At 71.3% G+C, this 16,302-nt stretch carries 15 protein-coding genes and 3 tRNA genes; 13 read left to right on the top strand and 5 right to left on the bottom strand.

Annotation, left to right across the window (positions count from 1 at the left end; all coding sequences use genetic code 11):
* Positions 1-197: 197 nt before the first annotated feature.
* The gene (locus AB0J10_RS20980; RefSeq protein WP_363063697.1) at positions 198-1,991 is read left to right on the top strand and encodes an FAD-dependent monooxygenase; all 1,794 of its coding nucleotides are present in this window, start codon (positions 198-200) and stop codon (positions 1,989-1,991) included.
* Between the two features lie 428 nt (positions 1,992-2,419).
* On the opposite strand, the gene AB0J10_RS20975 is transcribed toward AB0J10_RS20980, so the two are convergent.
* The 3 genes from AB0J10_RS20975 to AB0J10_RS20965 all read right to left on the bottom strand — a co-directional run bounded on the left by AB0J10_RS20975 (position 2,420) and on the right by AB0J10_RS20965 (position 6,212).
* On the bottom strand, positions 2,420-2,878 hold the full coding sequence (locus AB0J10_RS20975) for a transglycosylase SLT domain-containing protein (protein ID WP_363063695.1): 459 nt from the start codon (positions 2,876-2,878) through the stop codon (positions 2,420-2,422).
* A 987-nt stretch (positions 2,879-3,865) separates the two neighbouring features.
* A complete protein-coding gene (locus AB0J10_RS20970) occupies positions 3,866-4,522 on the bottom strand; it encodes an NAD(P)H-binding protein (RefSeq protein ID WP_363063693.1) in 657 nt (218 codons plus the stop codon).
* A 442-nt stretch (positions 4,523-4,964) separates the two neighbouring features.
* Positions 4,965-6,212, bottom strand: a complete 1,248-nt coding sequence (locus tag AB0J10_RS20965) for an amidohydrolase family protein (RefSeq protein WP_363063691.1) — start codon at positions 6,210-6,212, stop codon at positions 4,965-4,967.
* A 288-nt stretch (positions 6,213-6,500) separates the two neighbouring features.
* Here AB0J10_RS20965 and AB0J10_RS20960 point away from each other — a divergent pair.
* The 6 genes from AB0J10_RS20960 (at position 6,501) to AB0J10_RS20935 (ending at position 9,317) form a co-directional block, all read left to right on the top strand.
* Positions 6,501-6,573, top strand: a tRNA-Thr gene (locus tag AB0J10_RS20960).
* Between the two features lie 47 nt (positions 6,574-6,620).
* Positions 6,621-6,693 (top strand) — tRNA-Met (locus AB0J10_RS20955).
* Positions 6,694-6,779: 86 nt separating this feature from the next.
* Positions 6,780-6,944 carry a 50S ribosomal protein L33 gene (rpmG, locus tag AB0J10_RS20950; protein WP_003948671.1) on the top strand — a complete coding sequence of 55 codons (165 nt, stop codon included), beginning with the start codon at positions 6,780-6,782 and terminating at the stop codon, positions 6,942-6,944.
* 120 nt (positions 6,945-7,064) lie between these two features.
* Positions 7,065-7,517 carry a MaoC family dehydratase N-terminal domain-containing protein gene (locus AB0J10_RS20945; protein ID WP_363063689.1) on the top strand — a complete coding sequence of 151 codons (453 nt, stop codon included), beginning with the start codon at positions 7,065-7,067 and terminating at the stop codon, positions 7,515-7,517.
* A gap of 4 nt (positions 7,518-7,521) precedes the next feature.
* Entirely contained in the window at positions 7,522-7,950 is a 429-nt protein-coding gene (locus AB0J10_RS20940; RefSeq protein WP_363063687.1) for a MaoC family dehydratase, read from the top strand.
* Positions 7,951-8,261: 311 nt separating this feature from the next.
* Positions 8,262-9,317: a UDP-N-acetylmuramate dehydrogenase gene (locus AB0J10_RS20935; protein ID WP_363063685.1), complete on the top strand. Its 1,056-nt coding sequence runs from the start codon at positions 8,262-8,264 to the stop codon at positions 9,315-9,317.
* A gap of 249 nt (positions 9,318-9,566) precedes the next feature.
* Here the strand turns inward: AB0J10_RS20935 and AB0J10_RS20930 are convergent, their stop codons facing one another.
* Positions 9,567-10,619: an adenosine deaminase gene (locus AB0J10_RS20930; protein ID WP_363063683.1), complete on the bottom strand. Its 1,053-nt coding sequence runs from the start codon at positions 10,617-10,619 to the stop codon at positions 9,567-9,569.
* 170 nt (positions 10,620-10,789) lie between these two features.
* On the bottom strand, positions 10,790-12,016 hold the full coding sequence (locus AB0J10_RS20925) for a pyridoxal phosphate-dependent aminotransferase (RefSeq protein WP_363063681.1): 1,227 nt from the start codon (positions 12,014-12,016) through the stop codon (positions 10,790-10,792).
* 204 nt (positions 12,017-12,220) lie between these two features.
* Here AB0J10_RS20925 and AB0J10_RS20920 point away from each other — a divergent pair.
* From AB0J10_RS20920 to AB0J10_RS20895, 6 genes are all read left to right on the top strand, one after another.
* Positions 12,221-12,293, top strand: a tRNA-Trp gene (locus AB0J10_RS20920).
* 106 nt (positions 12,294-12,399) lie between these two features.
* Positions 12,400-12,687 (top strand): preprotein translocase subunit SecE, encoded by a 288-nt coding sequence (gene secE, locus AB0J10_RS20915; RefSeq protein WP_093656441.1) that lies wholly within the window; start codon positions 12,400-12,402, stop codon positions 12,685-12,687.
* 74 nt (positions 12,688-12,761) lie between these two features.
* A complete protein-coding gene (nusG, locus tag AB0J10_RS20910) occupies positions 12,762-13,646 on the top strand; it encodes a transcription termination/antitermination protein NusG (RefSeq protein WP_363063679.1) in 885 nt (294 codons plus the stop codon).
* A gap of 174 nt (positions 13,647-13,820) precedes the next feature.
* Positions 13,821-14,255: a 50S ribosomal protein L11 gene (rplK, locus tag AB0J10_RS20905; RefSeq protein ID WP_006347265.1), complete on the top strand. Its 435-nt coding sequence runs from the start codon at positions 13,821-13,823 to the stop codon at positions 14,253-14,255.
* An 82-nt stretch (positions 14,256-14,337) separates the two neighbouring features.
* Positions 14,338-15,060 carry a 50S ribosomal protein L1 gene (gene rplA, locus AB0J10_RS20900; RefSeq protein WP_138053681.1) on the top strand — a complete coding sequence of 241 codons (723 nt, stop codon included), beginning with the start codon at positions 14,338-14,340 and terminating at the stop codon, positions 15,058-15,060.
* A 150-nt stretch (positions 15,061-15,210) separates the two neighbouring features.
* Positions 15,211-16,161: a hypothetical protein gene (locus AB0J10_RS20895; protein ID WP_363063677.1), complete on the top strand. Its 951-nt coding sequence runs from the start codon at positions 15,211-15,213 to the stop codon at positions 16,159-16,161.
* The last annotated feature ends 141 nt before the right edge of the window (positions 16,162-16,302 follow it).

Below are 16,302 nucleotides of genomic sequence, written 5' to 3'. Positions count from 1 at the left end.
GGGTGCGGCATGCGTGGAGGTGGGACGCGGCGCCGATCCGCCCGCCGTCGTCGGCCGGCGGCCCCGGCCCGGCTCCGCGACCCGTGGGGAGTACATGCCCTCCACCGGCGGGGACGACGGACCCGAGTCGCCGGACCGTGCGCATCGGCCGACCATGGAGGGACAGCGAAGCCGGGGGCTCTCGGTGGGAGATACCAGTGGTGGACACCGATGTTCTGGTCGTGGGTGCCGGACCTGTCGGACTGACCGCGGCCGCGGAGCTGCGGCGCCACGGAGCGGACTGCCGCGTCGTCGACAGGCTCCCGGCCCGGCTCCCCTATGCCAAGGCCGTGGGGATCCAGCCCCGGACCCTGGAGATCTGGGACCGGATGGGCATGGTCCACGACGCACTGGACGCCGCCGTGCCGATGCGCGGCCAGCTGCTGTACGCCGACGGTGCCGATCAGGGGCGTATCGACTTCCGGCTCCCGCCGGAGGTTCCCTACGGCTTCGCCGCGCTGCCGCAGTACGAGACCGAGCGTGTCATCGAGGAGCACCTCGCCCGGTTCGGCACACGGATCGAGCGCGGCACCGAGCTGGTCTCTTTCAAGCAGGACACGGAGGGGGTCCTCAGTCGGATCGTCACCGTCGACGGCCGGGAGGAGGAGGTCCGGTCGCGCTTCCTCGTCGGCTGCGACGGGGCGCACAGCGTCGTCCGCAAGACGCTCGGACTCACCTTCGAGGGCGCCGCCTTCCCCGAGGAGTACATGCTCGCGGACGTGGAGGTCGACTGGAGCCTGCCACCGGGCTACGGCGTCCGCGCCATGCACCACGGCGACGACGGCTCCGTCGACGACCTGCTCGTCTGCATCCCGCTGCCGGGCCGCGGCCGCTACCGCGTGTCCATGCTGGTCCCGCCCGAACTCTCCGCCGCACGGCAGCCCGTGGGGGACTCGGGCCCGGGGGGCGACATCGCGCACGGGTTGGAGACAGGGCAACGGGTGCCCGGCGTCGAGCACGTCCAGGCCGTCCTCGACCGGCTGTCCCCGGAACCCACCACGGCGTCGGCCATGCGCTGGTCCTCCGTCTTCCGCATCAGCCACCGCCTGGTGAACAAGTACGCGGACGGCCGGGTCTTCATCGCCGGTGACGCAGCGCACATCCATCCGCCCACCGGCGCCCAGGGCATGAACACCGGTATCCAGGACGCCTGCAACCTCGCGTGGAAACTGGCTCTCACCGTGCGGGGCGCCGCGCATCCGCGCCTCCTGGACAGCTACGACTCCGAGCGCCGACCCGTCGGAGAGGAGGTCGTGGGACGCACGGTCCGGCACGCCGCCGAGGGTGTCCAGGCCGACCCCGACGACTTCACGACCGTCATGCTGCGTGAGGCCCAGCTGCTCGTCGCCTACCCGGACAGTCCCGTCGTGGGGCCGGGCACGCCGGGGGCGGACGGTCCGGGCCCAGGCGACCGGGCGCCCGACTGCGGTGGCCTCACCGGGGGTGTCGCCGCCGTGCCCCTGCGGCTGCACGACCTGCTGCGCGACCGCGGCCATGTGCTCCTGCTCCACGCAGACTCGGCCGCCGCGCTCGACGCGTGCGGTGCAGTCGCGTCCGGAATCCGTCATCTGACGGACGGTCAGGCAGTGGTCCTGGTACTGCTCGCCCCGGGTACGGGTACGGGCACGGGCATGGGCACGGACGGTGGGACGGGAACGGGTACGGGGGCAGCTCCTGGCCCGGCCCCGGGTCCGCAGTCCGGGGCCGCGGCGGCGGGCGCCGGCACCGGGGACGACACCGAGAGCGTGGACTACGTCACGGACGCGGACGGCCGGCACCTGCCGGCCTTCCTCGACAGCCGGGGCGAGTTCGCGCGCGGCTACCGCACGGCGGGCCCCACGGCCTTCCTCGTGCGGCCGGACGGCTATCTGGGCGCGCGGGTGGCGCCGCTGACGGTTCCCGGCACGGTCGCCGCGTTGTCCGAGGGGCTGGCGCGGGTCTTCCGGCTGTAGCGGCCCTCGGCCCCGCCGTCGGCGCCGTCGACGTCCTGATCGTCCGTGCCGTCCACGGTGCGGTGCCGGTCGGCACCGAGGCCGTGGAGCGGGACGGCCGGGCCCGCGTGCACGCGCCTCCGACACGGGGCTGCGAGCCCGGGCCGTACGCATCGACGCATCGACGCGTCGACACACATGGACCGGGATCTGCCGTGCGGCGGTCCCGGAGCCGGGACGGGGACGAGGGCCCGGGCGCGGGGCTGCGGGCGCGCCCATCGGCCGGCCGCCGGTCCTGGGCGCGAGAAGGCCCTGACGGGGATCCGCCGTGGCCGGGGGCGCCTTACGGGCGGAAGACCGTGGCCGCCCGGCTGGGAGTCATGGACGCTTCCCGGACAGCTCCCGGCGCCGCTCGGAACCGGCGGTGCGGAGTCCACCGGGACGGCGGATCAGTAGGGACCGTTCACATTGTCGATGGACCCGTAGCGCTTCGCCGCGTAATTGCACGCAGCCGTGATATTTGCAATTGGGTCATAAATGTCCCACGAGGTGCCATCCACGTGGTATGTCCGAAATGTGGGGTCAATGACCTGCATGAGCCCCTTGGACGGAATGCCCTTCTTTGCATTCGAATCCCAGAGGTTGATCGCGTAGAGATCGCCGCTCGATTCGCGCATCAGGTTGCGGTGGATCCCGTGGTAGCTGCCGGGAATTCCCTTGGCCTTCATGACCAGGAGGGAGTGCTTGATCCAGCCGTCGATCCGGTGCGCGCTGGCGGGGGCCGCGGAGGCCTCGGCCGGTGCGACTGCCGTGGTCACGCCGGTGACGACCGTGGCGGCGGCGACGCCGCACACGAGGTACTTGGCGATCTTGGACGTCGCTCGACGGGGAAGCGGGGAAAGCTGCATGACGCCGCCCTTTCACATGAATCTTGGGGTTCTGATCCCATGCAAGGCGGTTAATCGGGAATGGGGATTTCCGCCGGGGTTTTCAGCATCCGAGTGGAGGCAGGCGACGACAAGAGGAAATTCTGTGATTGGCGCCACAAGGGGAATAAATAGGGGGTAAAGCGGGATGTGCTTCCCGTCACGTGGCGGTTCGGGCGGAGGGGTGTGGGTGGGCGGTACGTCCTCTTGTGGTGTGGGTGTGTACATAACAATTCCCCTCGTGGGGGATGCGGCGGGAATTGTCGTGCGGCGGGAATCCGAGCGACCGGCGTGCGGGTTTCCGGATGGCAACGCGCCTTTTGCGGAACGCTGGTGACGGTAAATCAGTTGCATCGGAAGCGAACCCGGCCGTGCGCGGCGCTGACCGGGTCGTGCGCGGTGGTGATCAAGTCGTTCGGGCGGAAGGGCGGCGTGATCATTGGGATCGCGAGAAGGGCCGTTCGGCGTGCCCCTCGTCCACCTCCGGTCCGACGCGCGGCCGGCGGGGAGACGACGGAAACCCACCTCGACACCCGTCCCGACGTCCGGTGCGCCGATCATGCCGACGATGAGGAGGCGGTAGGCCGGCGCCCCTGCGAGGGCCGTGCGGGGGAGGCCCGCCGAGGACCTCGGGCAGGCGTTCGGCGGTGACGGCGGAGCCGCCCGCGCGGGCGGTACGCCTGACGGCCACGCAGGTCCGATCGGGCCGCTTGGGCCGATCCACGACGGTGAGGTGCCGCTGTGCGGTTTCAGTGACGACGGTACGGAACACGGCCGTGGCTGGAAATCATCGGTTGGTCGGGGCTCTTCCGTGCCGGTCGGCGCCCCGCCGTCCGGTTCCGACGCGTCCCGCCCGGCCCCGCGCCGTCCCGCGTGCCACGCCCCTTGGCCTGCGTTCGCCGCCCGCTGCCCACCCCCCGTGCCCGGCCGGGCGACCCGTACTCGGCACCATCGGCCGCGCCGCGCGGGTCAGTTGCCGGCGACCGCCTTCACCGCGACCGTGACCGGGACGCTTCCGCCGATCAGGTCGAGGACCAGCCCCGCCGTGGCCGAGGTCTCCAGAAGTTCCGCGATCACCGCGGCCACGTCGTCCCGGGGGATCGGTCCGCGCCCGGTGTGGGCCTCCAGCCGGACCAGTCCGGTGCCGGCGTCGTTCGTCAGCATTCCGGGGCGCAGGATCGTCCAGTCCAGGGTCTCCATGCCCCTGACGTGGGCGTCCGCCTCGCCCTTCATCCGCAGGTACTCGTCGAACACCTCGTCGCCCCGGTGCTCGGGGTCGGCGCCCATGGACGAGATGACGATGTGCCGCCGCACACGGGCCCGTTCGGCCGCGTCGGCGAAGAGGACCGCGGCGTCCCGGTCCACCGTCTTCTTCCGCTCGGCGCCGCTTCCCGGCCCGGCGCCCGCCGCGAACACCGCGGCGTCCGCGCCCTGGAGCACCGCGGCGACCTCCTCCACCGAGGCGGACTCCAGGTCCAGCAGGCAGGGTTCCGCACCGGCCCCCCGCAGGTCGTCACCGTGCTCGGGTTTCCGGATGACGCCCACCGGCTCGTGTCCGCCCGCCGCGAGCAGCCGTGCCAGGCGCAGCGCGATCTGGCCGTGTCCTCCTGCGATGACTATGCGCATGCTCCCGACCGTACGCCCGTCCCGCGCCGGACGCTCGCGGCGGTCCTGGACCCGGGGGCCATTTCCGGCCATGGCTGAGGCCCGGCGTCCGTACCCCTCCGCCACCCGCCTGCTCGGGGTGCGGATCACGACGTCCACCCGTTGCGGCGGCCCGCGGGCGGCCCCTCCGCCCGGGGCGCCCTCCCACCCGACGCGTTCGAGCGTGTCCGTCGTTGTCGGCGCTGTCGTCCGGGCCGCCCCTCCGGCATCCGTCGTTGTCGGCGCTGTCGTCCGGGCCGCCCCTCCGGCATCCGTCGTTGCCGGCACCGTCGTCCGGGCCGCCCGTCCCGCCCCTCCCGTGCCCGCCGCCCACGGCCGGGCTGCCCGGGCCGGGCCCGGGCAGCCCCGAACCAGCGGTCGGCCGGTGCCTGGTCCGGCCCGGCCCGGTTCGCCCCGGCCCGTCTCACGGCCTCGGGTCGGGCCGCCCCTGCCGGGGCAGTTCCAGCGCCACCGCCGCGGCGGAGTCGCAGTACTCCCGTACCGCGCTGGTCCGGGCGACCACGCGGCCGCGGTGGATGACGATCCGGCTGTACGCCAGCGAGAGGACGCCCGCGAGGCGTTCGCCCCGGACCGCGAGGAGCTCGGCGGGGAAACCGGCCTCCACCCGCACCTCCGGCAGGCCCATCGCCGCCCGCGCGGCCGCGCTGACCGCGTCGTACGCGTCAGGGACCCGCAGCCCGCCCTGGGAGGCGAGCAGGAAGGCCGCCTCCAGCGGGTCGCCGCGGCCCACCGGGTTCGTCACGTCCCGCATCGCCCCGCTGCCCGCGGCGACGGGCACCCCCGCCGCCCGCAGCAGCCGTACCGGAGCGACGCCGCGCAGTTCGGAGCCCGCGCAGCCGCCCTGCGGCAGACAGACGACCGTGACCCCGGCTGCCGCCAGCTGGTCGGCCGTCCGGGACGCCACGTCGGCGGGCAGCCGGGCCAGACCGGCGCACGGGCCGATGGACACGCCGGGGCGCAGACCCCCGGCCATCGCGGCCAGCCGGGCCAGCCGGGCCGGGTCGTCGCCGTCGGTGTGGAGGTCGACGGGGCAGCCGTGCTCCGCGGCGGCCTCCAGCACCGCCTCCGTGTAACCGGTCGGATCCGGATCGGCGTCCGGGCTGCCCCCCACCACGGACGCGCCCGTCTTCAGCGCGTCCCGCAGCATCGCGAGGCCGTCCGCGCCCGCCACGCCGGTGAGCAACCGGGGCACGGCGACGGTGGTCACCTCGGCGAGGCCGCGCAGCGCGCGCCGCGCCTCCAGCACGGCCTCGAGCGGGCCCAGTCCCTGCACATCGCCGATCCGCACGTGCGACCGCAGCGCCGTCGCCCCGTGCCCGAGCTGGAGCAGCGCCGCCTCGGTGGCGCGCCGTTGCACGTCCTCCGAGGCGTACGACACGGGCCCCTCCGGCGCGAGCGCGGTCAGGGCGGTGTCGGCGTGGGCGTGCGGCTCGGCGGGAGCGGGCAGCAGCAGGTATCCGCCGAGGTCCACACGCGCGGAGTGCGTCTTCGGCGCGGCGCTGAGACTGCCCGCGGTGCCGACGGCCTCGATGCGTGCGCCGCTCAGCCGCACGTCGACCGTGCGGCCGTCGGTGAGCCGGGCGCCGCACAGGAGCAGTGTGGTGCTGTCTGCGGTGGCGCCGTCGGGCGGCCGCGCCTGGCTGTCGGGCATCGCGCTCCTGACGGGCGGGGGAGTGGCCTGGGGGCGGCCTGCGGGACGATCAAGATCACCCGGCGTGTGCCGAGCCTAGGGGTGCCCCGACCGCTCATCGAGGAGGAGCGCAATAGTCGTACCGGTGTGACTACGAGTGGCGTACGGGGACGGGCGCGGCGGCGGGGCCGGCGGCGTCCCGTGAGGTGGCCGGGAGGGGGCTCCTCCGGTACGCGACGAAGGCGGCCAACGTGGCCCGTAAACGGATTTGGGCGATCGGCGACCGACCGTGTAATGTCTTCATCGCTCGCCCCAATAGCTCAGTCGGCAGAGCGTCTCCATGGTAAGGAGAAGGTCTACGGTTCGATTCCGTATTGGGGCTCTGATGTTGGATGATCCTCGCCCTCGGGCGAGGGGATCCGGCATCGAAGCGGTGTAGCTCAGTCGGTAGAGCAAGCGGCTCATAATCGCTGTGTCACCGGTTCAAGTCCGGTCACCGCTACACACAGTAGCCGATTGTGGGGTCGGTCCTCCGATCGGCTACTCTTTTCTGCGTTCAATCCGTCCATCCGTCCAAGGAGCACTCACGTGGCTGCCACCGACGTCCGCCCGAAGATCACGCTGGCCTGCGTGGAGTGCAAGGAGCGGAACTACATCACCAAGAAGAACCGGCGCAACAACCCGGACCGTCTTGAGATGAAGAAGCACTGCCCGCGCTGCAACGCGCACACCGCGCACCGCGAGACGCGCTGAATCAGGCTCGAATGCGAGGCCGCCCCCACTCGGGGGCGGCCTCGTGTCGTTTGTCACGGGGTTACCGGCCAGTGTTCCGGTGGCACCGGCCAGGAACGGAAACCAGGAGGTAGCGAGTCCATGGCGCTCGACCAGTCCTTTGTCGGGCGGACCTATCCGCCCACCGCGCCGTACGAGGTCGGCCGGGAGAAGATCCGGGAGTTCGCGGAGGCCGTCGGTGACGCCAATCCCGCCTACACGGACCCCGAGGCCGCCGAGCGGCTCGGCCACTCGGACGTGGTCGCCCCGCCGACCTTCGTGTTCGCCATCACCTTCAAGGCGGCGGGACAGGTCGTCGAGGATCCGCAACTCGGCCTGGACTACAGCCGTGTGGTGCACGGGGACCAGAGGTTCGCGTACAGCCGGCCGGTGCGGGCGGGGGACCGGCTGACGGTCACCTCCACGATCGAGGCGATCAAGTCGCTCGCGGGCAACGACATCCTGGACATCCGCGGCGAGGTGCACGACGAGGCCGGAGAGCACGTCGTCACCGCGTGGACCAAGCTGGTGGCGCGCGCCGCCGAGGAGGGCTGACCCGATGGTGGCGAAGATCGCTTACGAGGACGTCGAGGTCGGCACCGAACTGCCCGCGCAGACCTTCCCGGTGACCCGGGCGACGCTGGTCCGCTACGCCGGTGCGTCCGGGGACTTCAACCCCATCCACTGGAACGAGAAGTTCGCCAAGGAGGTCGGGCTGCCCGACGTGATCGCGCACGGCATGTTCACGATGGCCGAGGCGGCGCGCGTGGTGACCGACTGGGCGGGCGACCCGGCCGCGGTCGTCGAGTACGGGGTCCGCTTCACCAAGCCGGTGGTCGTGCCGAACGACGACCGGGGCGCGGTCATCGAGGTCAGTGGCAAGGTCGCGGCCAAGCTGGACGACAACCGGGTGCGCGTCGATCTGACTGCGGTCTCGGCGGGGCAGAAGGTGCTCGGGATGTCCCGGGCGGTCGTCCGCCTCGCCTGAGGCGCTCCGATCGGCACCGCGTCCCACCGACCCCACGCCCCGGAGCGGCAGTCGCTCCGGAGCGCGGGTCCTCCACGCCTCCCACGGCCGGGGCCTCGGCCGTGGGAGGGACAGCGCCGGCATCCGGCCCTGCGCACGGCCACCGGCCCGGCCACCGGGCTCAGCGCGCCGGCGTGAGTCCGGACACGTTCCGAGCCGGGGCGGGTCAGGTCCCGCGCCCCGAGGCATCCCGGCCGGGCCGCACCCTGCCCGGCCGCCACCGGCCTCGGCCGCTCCCCGACCGGGGCGGACCGGACCGTACCCTTGTCCCCGTGCTGGAACTCCATGACGCGCCCCTCGCCCCGCTGACCACCTTCCGTCTGGGTGGTCCGGCCACCCGTCTCGTCACGGCCACCACCGACGACGAGGTCATCGCCGCCGTACGAGAGGCGGACGCCGCCGGGACCCCGCTGCTCCTCATCGGCGGCGGCAGCAACCTGGTGATCGGGGACAAGGGGTTCGACGGTACGGCGCTGCGCATCGCCACCACCGGTTTCCGGCTGGAGGGCGGTGAGCTGGAACTCGCGGCGGGCGAGGTGTGGACCGACGCCGTGGCCCGCACAGTCGAAGCCGGACTGGCCGGACTCGAATGCCTCTCCGGCATCCCCGGCTCTGCCGGCGCCACCCCGATCCAGAACGTCGGGGCGTACGGGCAGGAGGTGTCCAGCACCATCACCGAGGTCGTCGCCTACGACCGCCGCAGCGGCCGGACCGTCGTCGTGCCGAACGCAGACTGCGGCTTCTCCTACCGTCACAGCCGCTTCAAGGCCGACCCCGAACGCCACGTGGTGCTGCGCGTCCGGTTCCGGCTGGAGGACGCGGGCGGCCTGTCCGCGCCCCTCAGGTACGCGGAGACCGCGCGGGTGCTCGGGGTGGGGCAGGGCGACCGCGTACCGCTGGCGGCGGCCCGCGAGGCGGTGCTGAGGCTGCGTGCCGGCAAGGGCATGGTCCTGGACCCCGACGACCACGACACGTGGTCGGCCGGCTCCTTCTTCACCAACCCGATCCTGACCGCAGCCGAGTACGAGACCTTCCTCGGCCGGGTCCGGGAGCGGCTCGGCGAGGACGTCACCCCGCCCGCCTACCCGGCCGGTGACGGGCACACCAAGACCTCCGCCGCCTGGCTCATCGACAAGGCCGGCTTCACCAAGGGCTACGGCAGCGGCCCCGCCCGGATCTCCACCAAGCACACACTGGCCCTCACCAACCGGGGCGAGGCCACCACCGAGGATCTTCTCGCGCTCGCCCGCGAGGTGGTCGCCGGAGTCCGCGACGCCTTCGGGGTCACTCTCGTCAACGAGCCGGTGACGGTCGGCGTCGGCCTCTGAGGCCGCGCAGGGGACCGCGTCGTCCCCGTGCGGGCGGCGCGCGCCGTTCCCGCGTGCCGTCGCGGGGCGGGGCATCGTCCGCGAACCGGACGCACCCAGGGCGCACCCGGACGCACCCGGACGACCGCGCCACGCGGCGAGTGCACGCGGCGGGCGTGGCGGACCAGGAATAAGGGCGTTCGGGCTCGGGGACACCAGGGCCGGCCCCGGCACGACCTCTCGGGGGCCGAGTGCGGCGGGACGGCCGGATCAGTCCTTCAGCCATTCGTCGATCCCGCCCAGCAACTCGTCCCGCACCTGCTGCGGAGCCGCCGAGGCGCGGACCGACTGGCGGGCCAGCTCGGCCAGCTCCTCGTCGGTGAATCCGTGATGGCGGCGGGCGATCTCGTACTGGGCCGCCAGCCGCGACCCGAAGAGCAGGGGGTCGTCCGCGCCCAGGGCCATCGGCACACCCGCGTCCCACAGCGTCCGCAGGGGTACGTCCTCGGGCTTCTCGTACACTCCGAGGGCCACGTTCGACGCGGGGCAGACCTCGCAGGTCACACCGCGCTCCGCCAGCTTGCGCAGCAGCCGCGGGTCCTCGGCCGCGCGGACGCCGTGGCCGATCCGGGAGGCGTGGAGGTCGTCCAGGCAGTCCCGCACGGACGACGGGCCGGTCAGTTCGCCGCCGTGCGGTGCCGCCAGCAGGCCGCCGTCGCGGGCGATCGCGAACGCGCGGTCGAAGTCCCTGGCCATACCGCGGCGCTCGTCGTTGGAGAGTCCGAAACCGACCACCCCGCGGTCGGCGTAGCGCACGGCCAGCCGGGCCAGCGTGCGGGCGTCCAGCGGATGCTTCATGCGATTGGCGGCGACCAGGACGCGCATCCCCAGCCCCGTCTCCCGGGCCGCCTCGTCCACCGAGTCCAGGATGATCTCCAGGGCGGGGATCAGCCCGCCCAGCATCGGGGCGTAGGAGGTGGGGTCGACCTGGATCTCCAGCCAGCCCGAGCCGTCCCTGACGTCCTCCTGGGCCGTCTCCCGCACCAGCCTCCGGATGTCCTCCGGCTGCCGCAGACACGACCGCGCCATGTCGTAGAGCCGCTGGAAGCGGAACCAGCCCCGCTCGTCCGTCGCCCGGAGCTTCGGGGGTTCGCCGCCGGTCAGCGCGTCGGGGAGGTGCACACCGTACTTGTCGGCGAGTTCGAGCAGGGTGCCGGGCCGCATCGACCCGGTGAAGTGCAGATGCAGATGGGCCTTGGGCAGCAGGCTGAGATCGCGGACTCTCGGGGGGTTCGGGGGGTGTCCCCCTGACGGGCACAGCATTGAAGGATCTTGCCGCAGACACCGGCCGAACGGCAGCCCCTTTCCCCGATCGGGTCCTTGCCCGAACGAAGAACCGCGTCCCGGGAGGAGGCGGAGTCCCGGGACGGGGAACGGGCCCCGGCCGTCCGGCCGGGGCCCGCCCCCTCACGTCGTCCCGCGGCGACGGGAGCTCAGTCCCGGGCCTCCGCCAGCAGCTTCTGCATGCGCGAGACGCCCTCGACGAGGTCCTCGTCGCCGAGCGCGTACGACAGCCGCAGGTAACCCGGCGTGCCGAACGCCTCACCGGGAACGACGGCGACCTCGGCCTCCTCCAGGATCAGCGCCGCGAGCTCCACGGAGGTCCGCGGACGCTGCCCGCGGATCTCCCTGCCCAGCAGGCCCTTCACCGACGGGTACGCGTAGAAGGCGCCCTCGGGCTCCGGGCAGAGCACGCCGTCGATCTCGTTGAGCATCCGCACGATGGTCTGCCGGCGGCGGTCGAACGCCTCGCGCATCCTCGCGACGGCGTCCAGGTCGCCGGAGACCGCGGCGAGGGCGGCGACCTGCGCCACGTTCGAGACGTTGGAGGTGGCGTGCGACTGCAGGTTGGTCGCGGCCTTGACGACGTCCTTCGGGCCGATGATCCAGCCCACCCGCCAGCCCGTCATCGCGTACGTCTTCGCCACGCCGTTGACCACGATGCACTTGTCGCGCAGCTCGGGCACCAGCGCCGGGACCGACGTGAACTTCGCGTCGCCGTAGACGAGGTGCTCGTAGATCTCGTCCGTCAGCACCCACAGACCGTGCTCCAGGGCCCAGCGGGCGATCGCCTCGGTGTCCGCCTCGCTGTAGACCGCGCCGGTCGGGTTGGACGGGGAGACGAACAGGACGACCTTCGTCCTGTCGGTGCGGGCCGCCTCCAGCTGCTCCACGGACACCCGGTAGCCCGTGGTCTCGTCGGCGACGACCTCCACGGGGACGCCGCCGGCGAGCCGGATCGACTCCGGGTACGTCGTCCAGTACGGCGCCGGGACGATGACCTCGTCGCCCGGGTCCAGGATCGCCGCGAAGGCCTCGTAGATCGCCTGCTTGCCGCCGTTGGTCACCAGTACCTGCGCGGGGTCGACCTCGTAGCCCGAGTCGCGGAGCGTCTTCTCCGCGATCGCCTTCTTCAGCTCGGGCAGGCCGCCGGCCGGGGTGTAGCGGTGGTACTTCGGGTTCTTGCAGGCCTCGATCGCGGCCTCGACGATGTAGTCCGGGGTCGGGAAGTCCGGCTCGCCCGCCCCGAAACCGATCACCGGACGGCCGGCGGCCTTGAGGGCCTTGGCCTTGGCGTCGACGGCGAGGGTCGCGGACTCGGAGATCGCGCCGATACGGGCGGAGACCCGGCGCTCGGTGGGAGGAGTTGCAGCGCTCATACGGTCCATCGTCCCAGAACGCGGAGTGCCCGGGCACGGGGGTTTGGCGGGTTGGGCGGTGGGTGTCAGGGTCCGGACAGAACGCGGACAGGAACCGCCTCGAAGCTATCTGTTCGACGCACGGCTTCCGACCACGTACACTCACTGGTCGTTGGCCCTCACGGACCACCACCGCCGATGCGGTAGGTTTGGAGGGAACCACAAAGGGTCGTAGCTCAATTGGTAGAGCACTGGTCTCCAAAACCAGCGGTTGGGGGTTCAAGTCCCTCCGGCCCTGCTACACACACCTTCGCCAGGATGTGTGCGCATGTACGTACTTCGATGCATCGCCGTGCGGCTCGACCGGGCGCGGCACGGCCACGACCCGGAATCAGGTGAGAGACGTGACGGACGCCGTGGGCTCCATCGACATGCCTGATGCCGAGGACGAGGCGCCCGAGTCCCGCAAGAAGACCCGAAAGGGTGGCAAGCGCGGGAAGAAGGGCCCCCTGGGCCGCCTGGCGCTGTTCTACCGGCAGGTCGTCGCCGAGCTTCGCAAGGTCGTATGGCCCACGCGCAGCCAGCTGACGACATACACGACCGTGGTGATCGTCTTCGTCGTCATCATGATCGGTCTTGTGACCGTGATCGACTATGGCTTCCAGGCAGCCGTCAAGTACGTCTTCGGCTGATCCCGCGGAGGGCGCCTGACCGGCGCCTTTTTCGCATGTTCCACCCCATCTGTATCCAGGAAGAAGCAGCCACCGTGTCTGACCCGAACCTGAACGACGCCGTTGAGCCGAGCGACAGCCTCGAGTCCGCTGAGGACGCGCTCGACATCGTCGAGGCGGCGGACTCCGTCGACCCGGACCAGGCGGAGGCTGCTGACGCCGCTGCGGGCGAACCCGCGGAGCAGGCCGCGATCCACGTGGACGACGAAGCCGAGGCCGTGGCCGAGGTGGACGAGGACGCGGAGGCGGCGGAGGCCGTGGCCGACGAGCAGCCCCTCGAGGAGGCCGAGCCGGAGGCTCCGGCCGACCCCGTCGCCGCGCTCCGCGAGGAGCTGCGCGGGCTGCCCGGCGAGTGGTACGTGATCCACACCTACGCCGGCTACGAGAAGCGGGTGAAGGCCAACCTGGAGCAGCGCGCCGTCTCGCTGAACGTCGAGGAGTTCATCTACCAGGCCGAGGTGCCCGAGGAAGAGATCGTTCAGATCAAGAACGGCGAGCGCAAGAACGTCCGGCAGAACAAGCTGCCCGGTTACGTGCTCGTCCGGATGGATCTGACGAACGAGTCCTGGGGCGTCGTCCGCAACACCCCCGGTGTGACCGGCTTCGTCGGCAACGCCTACGACCCGTACCCGCTGACCCTGGACGAGATCGTCAAGATGCTCGCCCCGGAGGCGGAGGAGAAGGCGGCCCGCGAGGCCGCCGAGGCCGAGGGCAAGCCGGCGCCGAGCCGCAAGGTCGAGGTCCAGGTCCTGGACTTCGAGGTCGGCGACTCGGTCACCGTCACCGACGGTCCGTTCGCCACGCTGCAGGCCACGATCAACGAGATCAACGCCGACTCGAAGAAGGTCAAGGGCCTCGTCGAGATCTTCGGCCGCGAGACGCCGGTCGAGCTCAGCTTCGACCAGATCCAGAAGAACTGACGGATCGCCCCACAGCTTCCGACCAGGTCAGAGCGGCCCTCGCGGCGGCTCTGACCTGCTCGGTTTTTGGCCGCACACTGGTACCCGTTATCGTGGTGCGGTATGCCTCCATCCGGATGATCGGGTGGAAGTCATGCAGTTTCAGCAAACTCTCAACTGGACCCGGAGAGAGCAATGCCTCCCAAGAAGAAGAAGGTCACGGGGCTTATCAAGCTCCAGATCCAGGCCGGCGCCGCCAACCCGGCTCCGCCGGTCGGCCCCGCGCTGGGTCAGCACGGCGTCAACATCATGGAGTTCTGCAAGGCCTACAACGCCGCGACCGAGTCGCAGCGTGGCATGGTCGTGCCGGTGGAGATCACGGTCTACGAGGACCGTTCCTTCACTTTCATCACCAAGACTCCGCCGGCCGCCAAGCTGATCCTCAAGGCCGCGGGTGTGGACAAGGGCTCCGGCGAGCCGCACAAGACCAAGGTCGCCAAGCTGACGCGCGACCAGGTCCGCGAGATCGCCACCACCAAGATGCCCGACCTGAACGCCAACGACCTGGACGCCGCCGAGAAGATCATCGCCGGCACCGCCCGTTCCATGGGCATCACGGTCGAGGGCTGATCAGCTCCCCGAGACCTCAGTGGCAGGGCCAGGCGCTGGCCCGGACCACGAACTCCACGCCTGAAACACCACAGGAGAAGAAGTGAAGCGCAGCAAGGCTCTCCGCAACGCGGACGCCAAGGTCGACCGGGAGCGCAACTACGCCCCGCTCGAGGCCGTCCGTATTGCGAAGGACACCGCCACCACCAAGTTCGACGGCACCGTCGAGGTGGCCTTCCGCCTGGGCGTCGACCCGCGCAAGGCCGACCAGATGGTCCGTGGCACCGTGAACCTTCCGCACGGCACCGGCAAGACCGCCCGGGTCCTGGTCTTCGCGACCGGTGACCGTGCTGCGGCCGCGGAGGCCGCGGGCGCCGACATCGTCGGCTCCGACGAACTGATCGACGAGGTTTCGAAGGGCCGTCTGGACTTCGACGCCGTCGTCGCCACCCCGGACCTCATGGGCAAGGTCGGCCGTCTCGGCCGCGTGCTCGGTCCCCGTGGTCTGATGCCGAACCCCAAGACCGGCACCGTGACCATGGACGTCGCCAAGGCCGTCACCGACATCAAGGGCGGCAAGATCGAGTTCCGTGTCGACAAGCACGCGAACCTGCACTTCATCATCGGCAAGGTCTCCTTCGACGAGACCAAGCTGGTGGAGAACTACGCCGCGGCGCTGGAGGAGATCCTCCGTCTGAAGCCGTCCGCCGCGAAGGGCCGCTACATCAAGAAGGCGACCCTGACCACCACCATGGGTCCCGGCATCCCGCTGGACTCGAACCGCACCCGCAACCTCCTCGTCGAGGAGGACCCGGCCGCGGTCTGAGCCTGACGGCTCGCACACGGTGAGACCGGCCCCCGCACCTCTTCCCGAGGCGCGGGGGCCGGTTGTTCATTACGACGGTGTCGGTGGGGTGCGTTACCGTTCGGTTGACTTCACGGACGCAACAGAACTGAAAAGCAGGGGTGGGGATTCATGGGTATGTCGACGTGGAAGCGCGTGGGCGTCTCCCTGACGGCCGTGGCCGTCGTCGCGGGTGTCGCGGGCTGTCAGGACGGTGACGGGGGCGGGAAGAAGAAGGCCGCCGACTCCCCGCGGTCCGCCGTCCAGTCGCAGGGCGAGATCACCAAGGTGATCCAGGCCGCTTACAAGAAGACGTCGGACGCCAAGTCCGCCAAGGTCCGCATGACCATGGCCATGCCGGCGGGCATGGAGGGCGGCGGCACCATGGAGATGTCCGGTGTGCAGGGTTGGGGCCCCGGCGTGATGGACGTCACCGTGAAGGGCTCGATGCTCACCGCGGGCGACCCGGACGCGCCCTCCGAGGTGCGCATGGTCATGGTGGACCAGGCCATGTACGTGGAGATGAGCGCCAAGCAGGCCGCCGAGATGGACGGCAAGCGCTGGATGAAGATGGACTTCAGGGCCGCCGCCGAGGCCAGCGGCGACAAGGCGCTGCAGAAGCAGATGACCGGCAGCCTGGAGAACATGAACCAGGACCCGGCCCAGCAGCTCGCCCTGCTGCTCGGCTCGCCGAACATCAAGCACGTCGGCGCGGAGAAGGTCGACGGGGTCGAGACGCAGCACTACAAGGGCACGCTGACCTTCCAGGAGATGCTCGACGCCAACAAGTCCCTCGACGTGCTCTCCGCGGAGGAGCGCAAGCAGCTGGTCGACAACGTCAAGAAGGCCGGCATCACGGGCTACGACACCGAGGTCTGGGTCAACGAGGACGACTACCCGGCCAAGATGGTGGTCGGCATGAAGATGCCGCAGGGCACGATGACCATGACGGCGAACTACTCCGACTACGGCGCCGCGGCCACGGTCCAGGCGCCGCCGGCGAAGGACACCTTCGACCTCCTCAAGATGTTCAAGGAGCTGGAGGGCTCGGGTGCGGAGGGCGGCCCCGGCCTGGAGGGCTGACGGCCCGGCCGGCACGGCTGAGCGTCCGGGCATCCCCGGGTGGGGGCGGGCGGCAGGATCTGCCGCCCGCCTCCACCGCTCAGGCCGGTCCGGACGCCCGATTTGCTTGACGCCGATCCGTTCGCGTACTCTTCCCCGGAA

This window comes from Streptomyces sp. NPDC049887, from assembly GCF_040656535.1.
Lineage (GTDB): Bacteria > Actinomycetota > Actinomycetes > Streptomycetales > Streptomycetaceae > Streptomyces.
Note: the sequence above shows the minus strand (reverse complement) of the source record. Positions and strands in the feature narration are given on the sequence as shown.

Coding starts and splice junctions, on each gene's coding strand:
- AB0J10_RS20975 (WP_363063695.1), bottom strand. CDS start 2,878: ATGCAGCTTTCCCCGCTTCCCCGTCGAGCGACGTCCAAGATCGCCAAG.
- AB0J10_RS20970 (WP_363063693.1), bottom strand. CDS start 4,522: ATGCGCATAGTCATCGCAGGAGGACACGGCCAGATCGCGCTGCGCCTG.
- AB0J10_RS20965 (WP_363063691.1), bottom strand. CDS start 6,212: ATGCCCGACAGCCAGGCGCGGCCGCCCGACGGCGCCACCGCAGACAGC.
- AB0J10_RS20945 (WP_363063689.1), top strand. CDS start 7,065: ATGGCGCTCGACCAGTCCTTTGTCGGGCGGACCTATCCGCCCACCGCG.
- AB0J10_RS20940 (WP_363063687.1), top strand. CDS start 7,522: ATGGTGGCGAAGATCGCTTACGAGGACGTCGAGGTCGGCACCGAACTG.
- AB0J10_RS20930 (WP_363063683.1), bottom strand. CDS start 10,619: ATGCTGTGCCCGTCAGGGGGACACCCCCCGAACCCCCCGAGAGTCCGC.
- AB0J10_RS20925 (WP_363063681.1), bottom strand. CDS start 12,016: ATGAGCGCTGCAACTCCTCCCACCGAGCGCCGGGTCTCCGCCCGTATC.
- rplK (WP_006347265.1), top strand. CDS start 13,821: ATGCCTCCCAAGAAGAAGAAGGTCACGGGGCTTATCAAGCTCCAGATC.
- AB0J10_RS20895 (WP_363063677.1), top strand. CDS start 15,211: ATGGGTATGTCGACGTGGAAGCGCGTGGGCGTCTCCCTGACGGCCGTG.